The 17488-nt window shown below is 70.0% G+C and carries 13 protein-coding genes and 1 pseudogene; 5 read left to right on the top strand and 9 right to left on the bottom strand.

Annotation, left to right across the window (positions count from 1 at the left end):
* Positions 1-71: 71 nt before the first annotated feature.
* Entirely contained in the window at positions 72-1163 is a 1092-nt protein-coding gene (locus AC07F3_RS40755) for an alpha/beta hydrolase (protein WP_479120052.1), read from the bottom strand.
* Between the two features lie 430 nt (positions 1164-1593).
* Here AC07F3_RS40755 and AC07F3_RS40750 point away from each other — a divergent pair, with 430 nt between their 5' ends.
* Positions 1594-2421, top strand: a complete 828-nt coding sequence (locus AC07F3_RS40750; RefSeq protein ID WP_479120051.1) for a DUF998 domain-containing protein — start codon at positions 1594-1596, stop codon at positions 2419-2421.
* A gap of 61 nt (positions 2422-2482) precedes the next feature.
* On the opposite strand, the gene AC07F3_RS40745 is transcribed toward AC07F3_RS40750, so the two are convergent.
* The 3 genes from AC07F3_RS40745 to AC07F3_RS40735 all read right to left on the bottom strand — a co-directional run bounded on the left by AC07F3_RS40745 (position 2483) and on the right by AC07F3_RS40735 (position 7852).
* On the bottom strand, positions 2483-5077 hold the full coding sequence (locus tag AC07F3_RS40745; RefSeq protein ID WP_479120050.1) for an ABC transporter permease: 2595 nt from the start codon (positions 5075-5077) through the stop codon (positions 2483-2485).
* A 51-nt stretch (positions 5078-5128) separates the two neighbouring features.
* A complete protein-coding gene (locus AC07F3_RS40740) occupies positions 5129-5908 on the bottom strand; it encodes an ABC transporter ATP-binding protein (RefSeq protein ID WP_479120049.1) in 780 nt (259 codons plus the stop codon).
* Positions 5909-6205: 297 nt separating this feature from the next.
* Positions 6206-7852: an APC family permease gene (locus tag AC07F3_RS40735; protein WP_479120047.1), complete on the bottom strand. Its 1647-nt coding sequence runs from the start codon at positions 7850-7852 to the stop codon at positions 6206-6208.
* Positions 7853-8282: 430 nt separating this feature from the next.
* On the opposite strand from AC07F3_RS40735, the gene AC07F3_RS40730 reads away from it, so the two are divergent.
* From AC07F3_RS40730 to AC07F3_RS40715, 4 genes are all read left to right on the top strand, one after another.
* The gene (locus tag AC07F3_RS40730) at positions 8283-8909 is read left to right on the top strand and encodes a hypothetical protein (RefSeq protein WP_479120046.1); all 627 of its coding nucleotides are present in this window, start codon (positions 8283-8285) and stop codon (positions 8907-8909) included.
* An 89-nt stretch (positions 8910-8998) separates the two neighbouring features.
* Entirely contained in the window at positions 8999-9694 is a 696-nt protein-coding gene (locus AC07F3_RS40725) for a class F sortase (protein ID WP_479120044.1), read from the top strand.
* Between the two features lie 14 nt (positions 9695-9708).
* Positions 9709-10560 (top strand): hypothetical protein, encoded by an 852-nt coding sequence (locus tag AC07F3_RS40720; RefSeq protein WP_479120042.1) that lies wholly within the window; start codon positions 9709-9711, stop codon positions 10558-10560.
* Positions 10561-10598: 38 nt separating this feature from the next.
* Positions 10599-11885, top strand: coding sequence for an ATP-binding protein (locus AC07F3_RS40715; RefSeq protein WP_479120056.1), 1287 nt, complete (start codon positions 10599-10601; stop codon positions 11883-11885).
* A gap of 139 nt (positions 11886-12024) precedes the next feature.
* Here the strand turns inward: AC07F3_RS40715 and AC07F3_RS40710 are convergent.
* The 5 genes and pseudogenes from AC07F3_RS40710 to AC07F3_RS40690 all read right to left on the bottom strand — a co-directional run.
* Positions 12025-12360 (bottom strand): annotated as a pseudogene (locus tag AC07F3_RS40710) (hypothetical protein); the annotation flags it as partial.
* A 48-nt stretch (positions 12361-12408) separates the two neighbouring features.
* Positions 12409-13380: a CU044_5270 family protein gene (locus AC07F3_RS40705; RefSeq protein WP_479120041.1), complete on the bottom strand. Its 972-nt coding sequence runs from the start codon at positions 13378-13380 to the stop codon at positions 12409-12411.
* A complete protein-coding gene (locus AC07F3_RS40700) occupies positions 13377-13997 on the bottom strand; it encodes an RNA polymerase sigma factor (protein ID WP_479120040.1) in 621 nt (206 codons plus the stop codon). The genes AC07F3_RS40705 and AC07F3_RS40700 overlap by 4 nt, the downstream gene beginning before the upstream one ends.
* A 126-nt stretch (positions 13998-14123) precedes the next feature.
* A complete protein-coding gene (locus AC07F3_RS40695; protein ID WP_479120039.1) occupies positions 14124-16475 on the bottom strand; it encodes an ABC transporter permease in 2352 nt (783 codons plus the stop codon).
* Entirely contained in the window at positions 16472-17179 is a 708-nt protein-coding gene (locus AC07F3_RS40690; RefSeq protein ID WP_479120054.1) for an ABC transporter ATP-binding protein, read from the bottom strand. Before AC07F3_RS40690 ends, AC07F3_RS40695 begins: the two co-directional genes overlap by 4 nt.
* Positions 17180-17488: the final 309 nt, after the last annotated feature.

Raw genomic sequence — 17488 nt, 5'->3', positions numbered from 1 at the left:
CCTAAACGCCTTCCAGATCGCCTTCGAAGGCCGGCTCACCCCGGCCAACAACTGAACCTCAACAACCAAGATCAGCCGTTGATTGGACAGACCCGAATCTCCCGGCGCCACGTGTTGAAGTTGTGGCCGCCACTGTCCAGGGTGATTGAGGAGACCTGTGCGGGCTTCTTGACCTTGGCGATGAACTTCTTGGTCTCCTCCAGGTTGCTCTCACCCTGCTTCGACGTGGTGACCAGGAACGAGGAGTTGCCCTGGGGCAGGTGGTCGAGCGCCCACAGGAGATCGGCGCGCTTCTCCTGGTGCTTGTCGCCGTGGAAGAGGTCACCCGAGTCAGCGTCCAAGTCCGGCTTGTAGTCCGCGGAGAGACCGACGCCGGCCGCGTACGCCTCCGGGTGCTCCAGAGCGATCTTCAGCGCGCAGTAGCCGCCCGTCGAGTCGCCAATGAAGCCCCAGTTCCGCGCCTTCGTGCCGACGCGATAGTTGCCGCCGATGGCCCTGCGCAGGTCGTCGGCGAAGAACGTCTCCGTCTGGGGGCCGTCCGGGATGTCGATGCACTGGGTGTTGCGCCCGGGGACGAGCGTGGGCCTCATCATCACCAGGATCATCGGCTGGGTCCTCTTCTCCTTCGACAGCGTCCACGCCGTCTTCGGATAGCGCAGCCCCTTGATGAGGTTTTCCGCCGTCCCCGGGTAGCCAGTCAGCACCACGGTGACCGGGAAGGACTTCTTCTCGAACCCCTTCTGGAAGTACTCCGGCGGCAGATAGACGTAGGCCGGAGTCACAATCCGGGACCGCGCGCCCTGCACGTCGATGCGCTGCACCTCACCGCCGATGCCGGGCTCTCCGGCGCCGGGAACGTCGACCTTCTGCCGACCGACGACGTGCACGCCAGGGCTTCCCGCTGCCTTGGAGCCGAGGACGCCCATGCCGTCCTGCCGGCCCAACAGGTCCGCCCAGGAACCGTAGATGAGGAGCGACTTGTTGGCCGCGAGGCCCACGGAGGAGAAGAGCAGCAGCTGAACCGCGCACACCAGACCTACCCGAGCCACCACCGGCCGCCAGCCCCGCCCTGCCAAGCGCGGCCACTGCCATACGACAAGGAAGGAGAGCAGCACCGTGCAGAGCACGGACAACGCCAGAACGGTGGTGCTTGTCAGCCCCATGGATCGAGAGAACCCTCTGCCGGAAGTCATCCTGGGCACTCGCCCAGACGCACCGCCCGAGCCGCGCGCACCGGGCTAGAGCGCTACCGGAACACATCCGTTCCATAAAAGCTGAATCAGAGCCGAACGCCCTTATTTGAAGAGGACCAAAGCCCCGCGCGGAGGGCCGTACCGGTGAACATTCCTTCTTCGGTCCTCCCAGCCACTCGCCCGGCTACGGGCCCGTCCCCTCCAGGCCGAAAAGTCCGTTAGTCTCCCTCTGGCTCGTTCCCCGAGGAAAAGGACAGCCCCAAAGGCGACGCGTATCCGCGCGCGGTAGCCCTTTTGCGCTCATCACCGCCAGCACGTCAGAGCAGCAGACCACACCTCAAGCAGTCGCCTTGGCCGGGGAATGACAATCCCTGACGCCCAGCAAGAGAAGTCTCTCCGCATGCCGAACACCGCCAAGCCCGCCTCGGACATGAACATCCCGTCGACGGTCCCACCCCCTACGGCAGCACAAGCTTCGCCAACAGGCCCAGACACCTCCGCAGTTCGCGCCGGAGATGCGCTCCTGGACAGGACGGAGCAGGTTCCCGGAGCACGCGGCGGCAACCAGGTCTTTCTGCTCCTCACCGCCGGGGCCGTTCTGTACTCGGCGTGGATAGCCGAGTTTTTCCTCCCGACCGGACTGAGCCAGCTGGATTCGTTCATCTGTGAACTCGAATCCCTTGGCCGCCCTTTCAGGCACATATTCATCGCGGGGGATACAGCGTCCGGAATCCTCATCACCGCGGGAAGCGTTCTCGCGTTCACCCGCCGGCAAGACGTTCTGCCGTGGTGGCATCGTATAGGTCTGGTGTCCCTTGCAGCTTTCGGTCTGACACTGATCGGATTCAGTGCGCTCTTCCCCATGGAGTGCGCTCCGTCCGTCGATGCGGCCTGCCGAATGGCTGAAGTACAGGGGAAGTTGTCCAGCCAGACCGGTGTGCATTTCACGCTCAGCGCCCTGTCGGACACCTTTCTCATGGTCACGCTCGGGGCGTGGTCCTTCCGCCCGTCTTCCCGGGGGCGGCTGGACAGCCGACTGACAACCGTTCTGGCCGTCAATGTCGTTCTGGTCGTCGCCGTCGCCATTTTGTTGGACGCACCCCACTGGCACGGCCTTCTGCAGCGTGCCCAGGTCGCCACTGCCACGATCGGCATATGTGTCCTGGCCCGTCGCGCATGTCCTGGCACCGCCCCGCGCGAGGCACCCGATGCCCCGGGAACCTCGTGACCCGCGTCGGCGTGCCCTCCCTGCTCCTCCACCCCCGCCGCACACGCCGGGCGCATCCCGCTCACCCAGCCTGGATCGACTCCAGCATGTTCAGGCGCGCGGCCCGCCGGGCCGGCCAGATCGCCGCGAGGACGCCGATCACGAGCGCGAAGAGCAGGAACAAGCCGAGCCTGCCCCACGGCAGGACCATCTCGTATGTCTTCATCGCACCGCCAGTGAGGCTGCCGCCCGCCCAGGCCAGGAAAATGCCCGTACCGATGCCGAGGACAGCGCCGAAGAGGGAGATGACGACCGATTCGAGACGGACCATCTGCTTGATGCCGGTGCGGTCGAGGCCGACGGCGCGCAGCATGCCGATCTCGCGGGAGCGCTCGAAGACCGACATCGCGAGGGTGTTGATAACGCCGAGTACCGCGATCACGACGGCCATGCCGAGCAGGCCGTAGACCATGTTCAGCATGAGGCCGATGGTGCCGGCCTGGGCCTTGGTCAGCTGTTCCCGGTTCTGCACCTTGAGCAGAGGGCTGTTGTCGAGCGCGTCACGCAACCCCTTCTCCAAGCCTTGCGCCTTGCCGGGCTCGGCCTTGACCAGGATGCTGTCGATCTTCTTCGGGGCATACGCGTAGGGCTGTACGTCGCCCGTCGTGCCGAGCGCGTCGCTGACGGTCGGGTTGGCCTCGTAGAGGCCGACGACGCGCAGCTTGCGCGCGGGGCGCCCGGCATCTCCGCCGCCGAAGGTGTACTTGGCGTCCAGGGTGTCGCCGACGCGGATGCCGTGCTTGGTCGCGAAGTCCTGGGCGACCGCGATCCGGCCCGGGCCGAGGTCGCCGAGCGAGCCGCCGGTCAGCTTGAGATCGGTGATCTTGCCGAGTCGTGCCGGGTCGGAGCCGGTGATGGTCGCGTACGTGCCATTCAGGTCCACCGGGGCTGAGGTCATCGGGGCCGCGGCGGCGACACCGGGGACCTTCGCCAGCTTCTGGGCGGCGTCGGTGTCGAGGCCGCTGAAGCTGGTGTTGTCGACGCGGTAGTCGGCGGCCATGCCCCGGGTGGTCATCTCGGCGGAGGCCTCCTGGGTGGATACCCCGGCCACCGTGATGCCGGTGATCAAGGTGAGACCGATCATCAGGGCCGAGGCAGTGGCGGCGGTGCGGCGCGGGTTGCGCAGCGCGTTCTCCTTGGCAAGCTTGGCGCTCACTCCGAACAGCCGGGGTGTGACCCTGCCGGCCAGCGAGACGACGGGCCGGGAGAGCAGCGGGGCCAGGATGATCACGCCGACCAGGGTGAGCCCCGACCCGAGCATCGCGATTTCGAGGTTGTTGTTGGAGGCGTCCTCGAGCGTGGAGACGTACAGCATGACGGCGATGCCCAGGCCGCCGATCACTAGGCCGAGGACGTTGCGGATGAGCAGACCGCGCGGCGCCGGCGCGAGGTCGACGGTGCTCATCGCCTCGACCGGGGCGACCTTGGCAGCCTTGCGGGAAGGCAGCCACGCCGACAGGACGGTCACGCCGATGCCGACGGCGAGCGCGGAGATCACCGGGCTCGGGCCGATCACCAGCGGCCCGTCGGGCAGACCCGCGCCGCCCGCGTTGAGCAGCGGCCGCATGACCGAGGCGATGCCGAGGCCGAGCACGAAGCCGACGATCGACGCGCCGAACCCGAGCAGCGCCGCTTCGGCGAGGACGGAGCGCACGACCTGGCGTCGGGAGGCTCCGACCGCGCGCAGCAGGGCGATCTCGCGGGTGCGGTGGGCGATCAGCATGGTGAAGGTGTTGGCGATGATGAACACACCCACGAACAGGGTGATTCCGGCGAACACCAGAAGCATTTTGGTCAGTGACTTGGTGTCCTCGGCGATCTTCCGCGCCTGCTGGGCGGCGAGTTGGGCACCGCTGGTGGCCGTCGCCTGGTCCTTGGGGAGCAGCGCCTGGACTTCGTCGGTCAGGACTTGGTCGTTGGTCCCGGCCTTGGCGCGGACCAACAGTTCGTCGTACTGACCGGGATGCAGGTACAGGTTCTGGGCCGTCTGGGTGTCGAAGAGGGCGAGACTGCCGCCCGCTGTGACGCGCGGGTCGTCGGTGGAGACAGTGCCGACCAGCTTCTTGGTGAGGACAGGACCGTCGATGGCGAAGCGTACGGTGTCGCCGACGGCGTACCCGGCCTTGTCGGTGGTGCCGGCATCCAGGACGATCTCGTCGGCGAAATACGGTCCTCGGCCTGTTTTCAGGGGGTACCGGGCGTCGTTGCCGTCCTCCTGACGGGGGACGTAGTTCGCTGCGAGGTTCTGCCAGCCGTTGTCGGCGTTGACGGGGCGCCCTTTTTTGTCGGCCAGGGTCGCGCGGCCGTTGACGGTGGGGCGCACCGACTTGACGCCGGGCAACTGGGCTATTTTGCTAGCGAGTTGGTCGTCAAGGGCGGTGGACCGCTTTTCCTGGTCCTTCTGTTGGGGGGCCCGCCCCGTCGGGGCCTCGTGGGCTTGTACGGAGACCGCGACGCCGTCAAGGCTCTTGGCGGAGGCGCCGCGGAAGGCCGCCGTGATGGTGTCGCCGAAGATGAGGGTGCCCGCGACGAAGGCGACGCCGAGCATGACGGCGAGGGCCGTCATGCTCAATCGGGCTTTGTGGACAAGGACGTTGCGCAGGGCTGTGCGGAGCATGGTGGGAATCTCGGTTCTCGGGCCGGGGCGGGCGGGTGGGTCTGCGCTACGTCAGCCGATGTGCCCCTTGGCCTCGAAGAGCCGCATCCTGTCCAGGATGCCCTCGGCGGTCGGCTCCGTCAGTTCGTCGGTGAGGCGGCCGTCGGCGAGGAAGACCACACGGTCCGCGTGGGCGGCGGCCACTGGGTCATGTGTCACCATGACGACGGTCTGGCCCAACTCCCGTACGGAGTTCTTCAGGAAGCCTAGGATCTCGGCGCCGGAGCGGGAATCGAGGTTGCCGGTCGGCTCGTCCGCGAAGATGATCTCGGGGCGGGACGCGAGGGCGCGGGCCACGGCGACCCGCTGCTGCTGGCCGCCGGAGAGCTGGCCTGGGCGGTGGGTGAGACGGCCCGAGAGGCCGACGGTTTCCACGACCGTGTCGAGCCACCGCCGGTCGGGCGTACGGCCCGCGATCGCCATTGGGAGCGTGATGTTCTCGTGCGCCGTGAGGCTCGGCAGCAGGTTGAAGGCCTGGAAGGCGAAGCCGACCTCATCGCGCCGCAACCGGGTCAGTTGCCGGTCGTTCAGGCGGGTCAGCTCGGTGTCGCCGATCCACGTCGAGCCCGACGAGACGGCGTCGAGGCCCGCCATGCAGTGCATCAGCGACGACTTGCCCGAACCCGATGGCCCCATGATCGCTGTGAAGCTGCCGCGGGCGAAGTCGACCGAGACCTGGTCCAGGGCAACCACGCGTGTCTCGCCCTGGCCGTAGACCTTGCTCAGGTCTTCGGCGCGAGCGGCGGCGCCGGTGGTGGGGGTGTCCAGTGGGGCGTGCGCGGCCTGCGGCATGGAGGCTCCGGGACTTGCTGAAAGGGGCGGCGGGCTCCCCCCATCCTCTGCGCCGCGTCCCCCTCGCTCCGTAGCCCTGAGGGTGTGAATGCGTCGTCAGCCCTACGTCGCACCCAGAGCACGCCGGTCGTTCCAAGGGACTACTCCCGGCTCGGTCGAACGGCGGCGTGGCGCCGCAGACCACTATCGGCTCCGCCGTCCCGGTCCTCGTCGCCCTTGTCGCTCAGGTCGAGTCCGTGGCCGTAAGGCGCCGTCCGCGGCGTGGGCGCGCAGGCGCACCGGCGAGCCGACGGCCCATCAGGCCCGGGCAGGCTGCCGGGCGGGGAACTCCTTTGCGGAGGGGGCGCCCGCGATGGGCGCCGGGTCAGGCTCGGCCAGGCCCGCGTGGTGGGCCCGCACGCCGGCGCTCACCGCGAGGTAGTAGTAGCCAAGGGCCATCACCGCGACCAGCGCGATGTCGACGCCGCCGGGCAGCACCCCGCTGCCGCCGAACTCGGTGGAGCCCAGGTAGGACAGGAGTGAGACGGTGACGAGGAAGCCGACCATCCACCAGGCGGGTGCGAAGTGCCGCTTGAGGTCGTGCTCGCCCTTGCGCGTGAGCACGACGGCGGCGATGGGGGCGGCGAGCAGGGTCAGCGTGGTGACGATGCCGGTGTTGGGCCACTTCGACCAGTACAGGGCGCAGGCCGCGAACACGAAGGTCAGCGGTGCGAGTACGCGGGCCGCGGGGAGCCTGAAGGGCCGCTTGAGGCCGGGTTTGGTGCGGCGGAAGACGCCGAGCGCCACCGGGCCGATGAGGTAGGAGATCACCATGGCGGCGGAGATGATCGGCGCGAGGGTCTTCCAGCTGTGCCCGACGGTGATGAGCAGAAGCACCGAGAAGGTGAGGTTGACCCACATCGCCGGGCGCGCGGTGCCGTACACCGGGTGGGTCTCCTTGAGCCGCTTGGGGAAGAAGCCGGTCTCGGCGAGGTTCTGCACCATGTACGCGGAGGAGGCGACGTTGGCGATGTTGGAGCCTGCGGGTGAGACGAACGCGCCGAACTGCAGCAGGGTGACGACCCAGTGCAGCATCAGGACCTTGGCGAGGTCCGCGAACGGCGAGTTGAAGTTGATGCCCGCCCAGCCGCCGGCCCCCTTCAGTTGCTCGGGCGGTACGGCGCCGATGAATGCGGCTTGCAGGGCGAGGTAGATGACCAGGCCGAGGGCGAGGGCGCCGACGAGGGCTATCGGGATGGCACGGCCCGGGTTCTTGGCGGCGCCGCCGAGGTTGACGACGGCCTGGAACCCGTTGAAGGCGAAGACGACCCCGCAGGTCGTCACGGCGGTCAGGACCGCGCTCCAACCGTGCGGGGCGAATCCGGCCGCGGTGGAGAAGTTACCGGGGTGGAAGCCGGACGCGATGAGCGCGATCACCGCGAGCACCGGGATCGCGAACTTGACCAGGGTCAGCACGGTGTTGGCGCGGGCGAGCAGCTGGACCGACCAGTAACAGGTCAGCCAGAGCAGCACGGTGAGCAGCAGGGCGACGGCCATGCCGAAGCCGCTGAGCTGGTGCGAGCCGTCGACGAGCCGGTGCGCCCAGCCGAAGCTCCACGAGGACATGTACTGGGTGGCCGCGATCGATTCGATCGGGATGAGCGCCGCGACCGCGATCCACACGGCCCAGCCCGTGATGAAGCCGAGCACGGGCCCGTGAGAGAGGCTGCCGTAGCGGGCCATGCCGCCGGGGATCGGGTAGGCCGCGCCCACTTCGGCGTACGACATGGCGATCATGCCGATGAACACGGCGCCGATCACCCAAGCGACGAGCGCCGCCGGGCCCGCGACCTGGGCGGCCGAACCGGCCCCGAAGAGCCATCCGGAACCGAAGATCGAGCCGATCCCGATCATGATCAGGGCGAAGAGGCTGAGCCCTTTCCTGTTGCCCGCGCTCATGTCCATTTGCGTGTCCCACATCCCTCGCCATTGAGCGATCCGCCTGCCGCCGGCAAGCGCGTGAGATCGAGGCTATTTGCAATTTCTTGACTGTTTGCGGAGCAATAAGGCACCAGGGAAAGGACTGATGGCCCTGCGGGACGTGACTTCGTTCCCGGGCCGGTCCGCCTCGGCGCGGGCTGCCGCAGCCAACTCCCGTACCCCACCGGCATGTTGCGGGGATCGCGCCGTCAGAGCCCTGGTGCGGCGCTTTCGCGGCCCGGCCAGACCCATCGGGTTTGTTACGAGCCCTATGGCGCACCGTTACATCACCGGGCAACCTTCGCAATATGCGACATTTACGTTGTCGAGGTCAGATGAAGTCCTCCCAGCGACCAGCCGGGCAGCCCGTCGGGCGCAGACGGGTTTCGTTGTGTGTAGTGAGAAGGAAGAGCTCTTGACCAGCAATCGCCGTGCCCTCGTCCGCGCCGTCGCTGTCTCCGCCGCCGTGAGCGGTGCGCTGCTCGCACCGGCCGCCGCGGCCTTCGCCGACAGCCCCGCCCCCGCGCCGTCGCAGTCCGGTCCCTCGGCTCCGTCCGACAAGTCCGCTCCGTCCGACAGCAAGAAGGACGACAGCAAGAAGGACGGGAAGGAGCAGGACGCCCAGGAGTTCAAGCTCAGCAACAACGCGGTCGCGCACGTCTACAAGCTGCCCAAGGGCGGTTACAGGGCGTGGATCACGATGAACGGCCAGCGCATAGCGAACCTGAGCGCCGAGAACCCGACCGCCACGGTCAAGGGGTACAAGTACGAACTCAACCAGGCCAACGGCTTCGTGGGCGTCGTGCACCCGGACGGCTGGCACAGCGAGCAGGACAAGCCGAAGCTGAACACGGGCGACAAGAAGAAGGACGGTCAGCAGCGTGGCGGCAAGACCGTCACGCCGAAGGGCGGCGTCAAGGCCGGCGCCGAGGGCGTCCAGGAACAGAACCCCGCGTTCCTCGTCGCCGGCGGCGGCATGGCGGCGGCCGGCGCGGCGGGCCTCGGCTACGCGATGCTGCGCCGCGGCCGCGTCAAGGCCTGACCCCCAGGCCGTACGGCCAACCTTCCCCTCACCCCCGGGCCGCCGGACGGAGCCGATCCGTCCGGCGGCCGACCCTCGCAGGAGTTCTCGTGCCCAGTACCCCCGAAGCGTCCGCCGACCGCGGCATGGCCCAGCCCAGCGTCGACGGGCGGGCGGACACCGTCGCGACGCGGGCCCCGCGCCCGGCCCGGCACACCCGTCGTCTCGCGGCCGTGGCCCTGCTCACCGGGGCGCTTGGGGTCGGCCTCATCGCCTGCGGCTCGGGCGACCAGGCGCCCGACGTGAACGTGAAGAACACCGCGTCCGCCGTCGCCGGGAACGCTGCCGCACCGCTCAAGGAATCCAAGCCGACCGGGCTGCGCATCCCGTCGGCGGGCGTCGACGCGAAGTCCATGCTGGATCTGGGCGTGGACGGCGACCAGGAGTTGCAGGTGCCGCCGGCGGACAAGGGGAACGAGCCGGGCTGGTGGACCGGCGGGGTGACACCGGGCCAGAAGGGCGTGTCCGTCATCGTCGCGCACTACGACACCGCCAAGGGCCCGGCGCTCATGAAGAACGTCGCCAAGGTCAAGGTGGGCGACAGCATCGAGGTGCCGCGCGCGGACGGCAGCACGGCCACGTTCAAGGTCCGCGAGATCCAGCAGGTCGACAAGAAGGACTTCCCCACGGAGAAGGTGTACGGGAAGACCGACCGTCCGGAACTGCGCCTGCTGACCTGTGGCGGCCCCATCAAGAACGGCCATCGCACGGACAACATCGTTCTGTACGCCGACCTCGTCAAGTAGCGGGCCCCGCAGGCGTGAACCGAACAGGCAGCAGGGCGGGGAGCGGGCGGGCCGCGAGCGCGGTCCGTTCCGCCGGGCGCTCCGGACGCGCCGCGTCCCGCCATCCGCTTCTCCGGGCGTTCGTCGTCCTCACCCTGGCCGGACTGCTCCTGACGGGCTGCGGCCATCCCGGCGGCCTGCACAGCGCGGGCGCCACCCCGACCGCGATCGCCCCCGCACAGCTCTGGCCGGACGAGCCGACCGCGCCCGCGGCGGCCCCGGACTACAACGACGTACGGCCCGAGCCGGTCGAGGGCGTGTCGGTGCCGGGCGGGGACCTGCATGCGGTGAACCCGGTCGACGTCGTCAAGGCCCAACTGGCGCACCCCTCGACCGCTTTCGACGACCCGCTGGCCACGTACGGCGGCGCGATAGCGAACGCCATCGACACCTGCACGACGGCAGGCGTCGGCACGTGCCCGGTCCGCAAGGCCTACTACCGCGACCTCACCGGCGACGGCACGGACGACCTGGTCGTCGGCATCAGCATGCCCGAGCATCAACTGGCCCTCCGCGTCTACGCGTTGAGGCAGGGCAGACTGGACATGATCATGAGCACGTTCGGCATGGTCGTCGGCGTCCAGCTGGCGGGACGCGATGTGGTGGTCCGGTCCGCCGACGGCTCTCCCGGGTTCGAGCGGCACACCGTGTGGTCCTGGGACGGGCAGCACCGGGCGATGCTGATCACCCGCGACGAATCCGTCCGCACCGCCCGCCCCACGCCGCACCCCGACGGCGACTCCAAGCGTGCGGCCTCCCCCGCCGGCGCTCCGGGCCCCGACGGCGTCTGCGATCCCTTCGACTCCTGCCCGCCGGACACGCCGTGAGCCGTCCCCTCGCCCACGCCCGCCGCGGCGCACACGCCCTGCTGCTGCGGCTGCCCTCCTGGACGGCCACCCTGACCTGGAAGGCCGCGCTCTTCATCACGGTGATGTGCTGCGGCCTCACCGCCCTGCTCGGCACCCTCGTGCACATCTCGGTCACCCAGCAGGTCGTGGGCCAGGCGGAGGAACGCGCACTGGCACGGCTGACCGACGCCACGAGGGCGTACGAGTCGGGGAGCCGGACCGGCAAGGACGCGGGCGTGGACCCCGGCGGTCTGCCCGGGCCGCTCAAGGCCCTCGCGGCGGACGGCAAGCGCGGCACGATGGTGGGCACCGTCGGCTCCCGCCCGGTCATGTGGGCCGCCGGACCGGTCGACGGCGGGCGTGCGCTGGCCGTACGGATCGACTACTCCTCCAGTGCGCGCACCATCGAGGGCTTCGACGACGCGATCCTCTACTCGTCCGTGCTGGCGATCGGGGCGACCCTCCTGGCCGGCGCGTTCGCCGTGACGCGCGTGACCCGGCGGCTGCACACGACCGCGACGGTGGCCCGCAGGATCAGCGCGGGCGACCTCAACGCACGCGTCGACGACCCGCGGGGCCGGGGCGCCGGGCGCCATCAGGACGAGGTGGCGTCGGTCGCCGGAGCGCTCGACACCATGGCGTCGTCGTTGCAGGGCCGCCTGTTGAGCGAGCAGCGGTTCACCGCGGACGTGGCGCACGAACTGCGCACCCCGCTGACCGGTCTGCACACGGCGGCCGAGCTGCTCCCGCCGGGCCGCCCGACCGAACTCGTCCGCGACCGGGTGTCGGACCTGCGCACCCTCACCGAGGACCTCCTGGAGATCTCCCGGCTCGACGCGCGCACGGAGACCCTGGACCTGGCGTCCCATCAGCTCGGGCCGCTTTTCGAGCGCATGGTGGAGGGCTCGGGCCTGGAGACGCGTGTCGACGTCGTGCGCGACATCACGGTGGATACCGACCGGCGGCGCCTGGAGCGGGTGCTCGGCAACCTCACCGCGAACGCCCACAAGCACGGGCGCGCCCCGGTCGTCCTCACCGTCGACGGCCCGGTGATCACGGTGCGCGACCACGGCGCCGGATACCCCGACTACCTGATCGAGCACGGCCCCCGCCGCTTCCGCACCGAGGGCGTCAACATGGGCCACGGCCTCGGCCTGACCATCGCGGTCGGGCAGGCCCAAGTCCTGGGCGCACGGCTCACGTTCACCAACGCCGCCGACGGCGGGGCGGTGGCCACGCTGGTGCTGCCGTACGACGACGGTCCTCAGCGTCCCGTCGCCGGGGCGGCAGCCCGGAGCCGCTGAGAAGGCGAGTCGGCCAGCACGCGGAGCCCGCCTCGGACGACCGCGACCGCGTCCGGTCCGCTGTCCGGCTCGCAGCGGATGACGACGGACTTGTTCGCGGGTGTGCTGCTGATGTCGGAGGTGTGGTCGAGCGGGACCAGGACCGGCCGGGCAGTTCGGCGACGCTGTGCCGGGCGAAGAACTCGGGGTGACCCGGCGCCGGGTGGCCTCCTCGGCCACGGCCTTGGCACCCGTTCTCGCAGAACTCCGCCGTGTGCACCTTGGCCTCCTCCGGCCAGGCGCATCCGGGGCAGTAGAAGCCGTCGGGCTGGTTGACCCGCAGCAGCGCGCGGGCACTGCGGACGAGACCCATCCGCCGGTGGGCCATGCGCGGCACGTCGGCCACCTCGGACCTCCTCACCATGCCGAGCCCGTCGACCCTGACCCGTACGGCTTCGCCGTGGCGCCTCTCCTTCACAGCACCGGCGCTGGTCACATCCTGCGCCCTGGGGGGCCGCCGGGGCGGATCAACTCGGCATGCGGATCACGGCAGTTGGCGGGGCCGGTCGACGACTGCTCGTTCCAGGATCGCGTCGGCCCAGACCAGAGTGCCCTTCTTGCCCCATTCATCGGTCCTGGTGAGGTAGGTGCGTCGGCCGAGGAACGCCAGGGTCGTCTTGTCGAAGGCCCATTCGGTGCGCTGGCCGCGCTCTTGGTCCTCACGGGCGATGGCGAGGCCGTGGCGGCCGTCCGCATCGGCGGCGTCCGGCATCTCCACCACACCCGGGATCTTCGCCGCGGCCTTGTAGAGGGCAGCCTGTGTCTTGGGCGGCATCACCGTCATCCCCAACAGGTTGCCGAAGGAGTCGAAGACGGTCTGATCGAAGTCCTGGCCGTTGATCGGCGAGGTCTCCCGTCGAATGCGCTGGTAGAGAGCGTCGGGATCGGTGGGCAGGGAGGCCAGCCATCCGTAGGTGGGTCGATCGATGCCCGCGGGCGTGGGTTCGCTGTGGATGGGTACGAACCTCCCGTCTTCGCGGTAGACCCCGGTGTCACCGGTCGGGCGTGGATCCTGCGGCCGCCAGTCCTCCCGTTCCTTGAGCCCGCCTGCCTTGACCGGCTTGATGTGTGCCGTGACGGTGGCCTTGCTGCGTATGTAGACGTACTGGTCGTCCCGCACCGGCCCGACGCTGGTCGTCAGAGCCACGGCGGCGAGCCGGTCGAGCAGCACCATCGCTCCGCGTGTGGTGCCGGGAGAAGCGGCCTCGACCCGCACCGTGGGGTCGTCCTGGTGCGTCCCGGGCAGGGCGGTGATCAGCACGGCCGCCGCCACGGCCACGGCCGCGAGCGGCAGCACGACGGGCGGGTGCAACAGCCGGCGGCGCGCCCGGGACCGGTCACTGTCGATGGCGTGCAGGAGCAGGCCCTTGTGGTGACGGTGGCGGCCGGGAGGCAGATCCTGCTCGGCGGGGGCGGGCAGCAGCCGGGCCAGCTCCTGGTGATCGGTGGTGTTCATCGGGCTTCCTCCTGAACGGCCAGGGCCAGTGGGGCGGCCATGTGGTGTACGGGCGCGTCGATGGTCCGGGGGCGCACGGGCCGCGCGCCGAGCTGTTCGTCGGTCAGCTGCCGCAGCCGCGCGCGGGCGCGGGAGAGGCGGGACCGCACGGTGCCCACGGGCACGCCGAGGGCCTGACCGGCCTCGGCGTAGTCCAGGTCGGCCCATACGCACAGCGCCAGGACCTCCCGCTCGGGGCGGCGCAGCAGGGTCAACGCCTGGCGCACGGCGTCCAGTTCGCGGCTGCCGTCGATGCGGGACGCCGATTCGTCCGCGAAGTCCACGACCTCGTCCGTGCCGGTCCGACGGGCCAGGAAGGCGAGCCGGCGGCGGGCCCGCCGGTTGGCGTTGCGCGCCTTGTTGGTGGCGATGCCCAGCAGCCACGGTCGCAGGGGCCCGCCGTCCGGCTGGATCTTCGCCCGGGTGCGCCAGGCCTCCAGGAAGGTCTCGGACATCATCTCTTCGGCCGTCGACCAGTCACCGGTGAGCCGGAAGGCGTGGTTGTACACCCCTCGCGCATGCTCCTCGTAGAGCTCGGCGAACGCCCCCCGGTCACCAGCTCTTATGCGCTCGCGCATGAACACCTCTCAGTCCGTTTCTCCTCACTTCCAGTTCCTCTCCGCGGCCGGGAGCAGGTTCCGGTGACGCGCGCCACACGGGGCCCGGTGCCTCCGCTCGGCACCGGGCCCCGCAGGGTGGTCCAGCTACTCCGTGCGCAGCCCCTCGGGCCGCATCATCCTCAGCAGGGGCGGCAGGCTCAGCGCGGTCACCAGGAGGACTACTCCCGCGCCCACCCCGGTCATGGTGGCGACCACGCCCCAGTCCACCGTGATGTGCTGGCCCGCCATGTTCAGGAGCAGCGTGCCCAGGGTCAGCCCCACCGCCGAGGCGAGCAGCAGGCCGAGGGCGACGGGGATCAGCGTCTGCCACACGACGGACAGGAGCAGGGTGCGGCGGCGGGTTCCGAAGGCGATCAGGGCCGACAGCAGTTTCCTGCGTTCGCGGAGCTGTTCCAGCTGGGCGACGAGCAGGCTGATGCCGATCAGGAGGAGGACGCAGACGGCGCCGACCAGCAGTCCGGTGCGGATGGAGGTGAACTTGGGTGACTGTTCCGTCGCGGCCAGGGCGAAGACGGAGGCCAGTTCGTCCACGCCCGCGACGGCGTTGCGTACGCGGTCCTTGGCATCCGGGACGGTGTGGTCCAGCTGGACGAACGCGTGCCCGCTCAGCTGCACGCCCGCCGGTTTCCCGTACGCTTCGGGCGTGACCAGGAAGCCGCTGACGTGGTTGCCCGTCGGGTCTTCGCGCGGGGTGGCCTCCTTGAGGTGTACGGGCAGTTTCCAGGGCGCGGCAGCCGCCTGGACGCCTTGGTAGGAGGGGGCGAGGTAGAGCGTGCGGCCGGGTGCGGCGAGTTTCCGCGTGGCCTCCCCCATGAACTCGGTGTACGACACGAAGACGTCACCCGGTGTGCAGGACGGCAGCTCGGCGATCTCCTGAAGTGCCGTACAGGACCCCACCGTTACGTTCGCGCTCGCCTTCGGGTCGGCCTTGGCGTCGCCGACCGTCGCGCCGGTGACGGGAGGTGTGACGGAGGTGACGCCCCGGGTGCGCTTCAAGGTGTCGACGAGGCGTGCCATCTGCTCGCTCGCACGGGGCGACTCGGGCACCGCGACCCGCATGCCGGCCCGGCTGAGGTCCACCCCGGTGGAGCGGGTGTAGTCGCTCTGGACGCCGGAGAACAGCAGTTGCAGGGCGATGGCTCCGGCCACCGCGACCGCGATGCCACTGACCAGGCGCGCGGCCGTGCCGCTGCCCACCTGGAGCCGTCGCACCGCGAGCTGCCACGACACGCCCCCGCCGCCGAGGCGGGCCACGACGGCTTCCACGGCCCACGGGAGCAGCGCGGTGATGCCGATCAGGAGCAGGGTGATGCCGCCGACCACCATGGCCTGGTTGAACTCACCATGCGTACGCCCCTTGCCCAGCATGGGGACGAGCAGGGCGATGCCGGCTGGCGGCAGCAGGAGACGCCACCACAGGCGGCGCGCGGCGGGCTTGGCGGTACGGACCACACCGAGCGGGCCGATGGCCACCTGGCGCAGCGCGAACAGGGTGACGGCGACCGCCAGGACGGGTACGGCGGCCGCGACGAGGAGCACGAGGAGCGGTGCCGGGTCGAGGTCGTACGGAAAGACGCTGACGCCGAACAGCTCGATGTGACCGGCCCAGGAGCGCCCCAGCAGGAAGAACCCAGCGCCGACGATCAGGCCCAGCAGAGATCCGGCCAGGGCTTCGCCCGATGCGATGCGCCGCGTCATCCGCTGGTCCGCGCCGGCCAGGCGCAGCGCGGCGAGACGGCGGTCGCGCCGCTCGCCGCCGAACCGTACGGCGGCGGCGATGAACATCGCGACCGGCATCAGCAGCACCACGAAGACGACCAGGACCAGCAGCAGGAGCACCGGGTCCTGCCGGTCCGCGGACGTGCCTCCCTTGTCGAAGTCCCCGTACCGGTTGATGCGGTCGACCAGGTGGCCGGCGGTCAGGGTGTCGCTGCCCTTGAGGTAGACGAGTTCCTTCGGGCCCTCAAGACCCGCGTCCCCGATCGTGCCCACGACCCGGGCGTTGAGCCGCTCGCGCATGAGCGTGCCGTCGTCCGAGGCGAGCAGCTCCTTGAGAGCAGGCGAGACGACGATCTCACCGGGTCCGGGATAGGCGGACACGCCCGGCGGAAGGGGTGCGCTCGGTCCTTCGGGCATGACGAGCCGGCCGCGCACGGCGTGCTGGTGGTACACGTCATCGGTGCGGGCGACAAGGACCGTGTTGTCGGCCTTGGGCATCGGGGGCCCGGCGGCGAAGACCACGTCGGCTCGGTCGCCCGCGCGGGCCTCGCGGGCCTGCATCGCCTGGGGGATCGCGGTGGTGAGGAGCAGCAGCGCCACGCCCAGGCCGACACCGATGGCGGTGAGCAGGGTGCGCGTCCAGCCTTCCCGCCCGCTGACGGCGAAGCGTGCGCCCAGCGCGAGGTCGCGTATCCAGAGGCGTATCCAGTGGTTCACAGGACGCGCCCCTTGTCCTGGGACTTGCCGTCGCGGACGACGATCTCGCGGTCCGAGTAGGCGGCTACGCGCGGCTCGTGGGTGACGAGCACGACGGCTGCGTTCGTGGCCCTGGCCGCCTCCGTCAACAGTTCCATCACGCGTTCGCCGTTGAGGGAGTCGAGCGCGCCGGTGGGCTCGTCGGCGAAGAGCACGCGCGGGCCGGTGACCAGGGCGCGGGCCACGGCGACGCGCTGGCCCTGGCCACCGGAGACCTCCCCGGGCCGCTGGGCCGCGAGGCCGTCGACCTCAAGACGCGCCATCCACGTGCGTGCCGTCTCATGTGCCACCCGCCGTTTGACGCCTGCCAGGCGCAATGGCAGTGCCACGTTCTCCACGCAGGTCAGCTCCGGCACGAGTTGTCCGAACTGGAACACGAAGCCGAACGCGCCGCGTCGCAGCGCGCTGCGCTCGGCATCGCTCATCGCGGTCAGCTCACGGCCGTCGTAGGTGATCGTGCCGGAGTCCGGCCGCACGATGCCGGCCAGGCAGTGCAGCAGTGTCGACTTGCCGGACCCGGAGGGGCCCATGACGGCGACGACCTCACCGGCCCGGATGGAGAACTCGGCGCCGTCGAGCGCGTGTGTCGGCCCGTAGGCCTTGCGCAGGTCGTGCGCGGAGAGGAGGGGGGGAAGAGTGGGCGGCGGGCGCCATGGGTGCCGGATGCCTTTCAGAGCTGTGGAGCGCTCCGAGGCTGTTGAGCTTGCGGAGCTTGTCGAGGCTTGTGCTGTGGGTTCCAGCCGTCGGAATACGCCCCACGATGGAACAGTGCGGCGTCGCGGACCTGCAGCGGATCAGCCGATCGGCCAGGTCGCTTCGTGCTTGTGGTCGGGGATGCGCGTCCTCACCAGACGGTCCGGGCGCCCGGTGCCCGGCTGGCTGAACATGACGCCACTATACATAGCACGTATACATGCTGTGTATAGTCGGCCGTGCTCATGAACCGCCCCCTGCCCGACGCCGCCGAGATGGCC

This window comes from Streptomyces sp. NPDC045846, assembly GCF_056431605.1.
This window is presented reverse-complemented; position numbering and strand designations above follow the sequence as displayed.

Coding starts and splice junctions, on each gene's coding strand:
- AC07F3_RS40700 (WP_479120040.1), bottom strand. CDS start 13,997: ATGCGCGAGCGCATAAGAGCTGGTGACCGGGGGGCGTTCGCCGAGCTC.
- AC07F3_RS40735 (WP_479120047.1), bottom strand. CDS start 7,852: ATGGACATGAGCGCGGGCAACAGGAAAGGGCTCAGCCTCTTCGCCCTG.
- AC07F3_RS40705 (WP_479120041.1), bottom strand. CDS start 13,380: ATGAACACCACCGATCACCAGGAGCTGGCCCGGCTGCTGCCCGCCCCC.
- AC07F3_RS40750 (WP_479120051.1), top strand. CDS start 1,594: ATGCCGAACACCGCCAAGCCCGCCTCGGACATGAACATCCCGTCGACG.
- AC07F3_RS40745 (WP_479120050.1), bottom strand. CDS start 5,077: ATGCTCCGCACAGCCCTGCGCAACGTCCTTGTCCACAAAGCCCGATTG.
- AC07F3_RS40740 (WP_479120049.1), bottom strand. CDS start 5,908: ATGCCGCAGGCCGCGCACGCCCCACTGGACACCCCCACCACCGGCGCC.
- AC07F3_RS40755 (WP_479120052.1), bottom strand. CDS start 1,163: ATGGGGCTGACAAGCACCACCGTTCTGGCGTTGTCCGTGCTCTGCACG.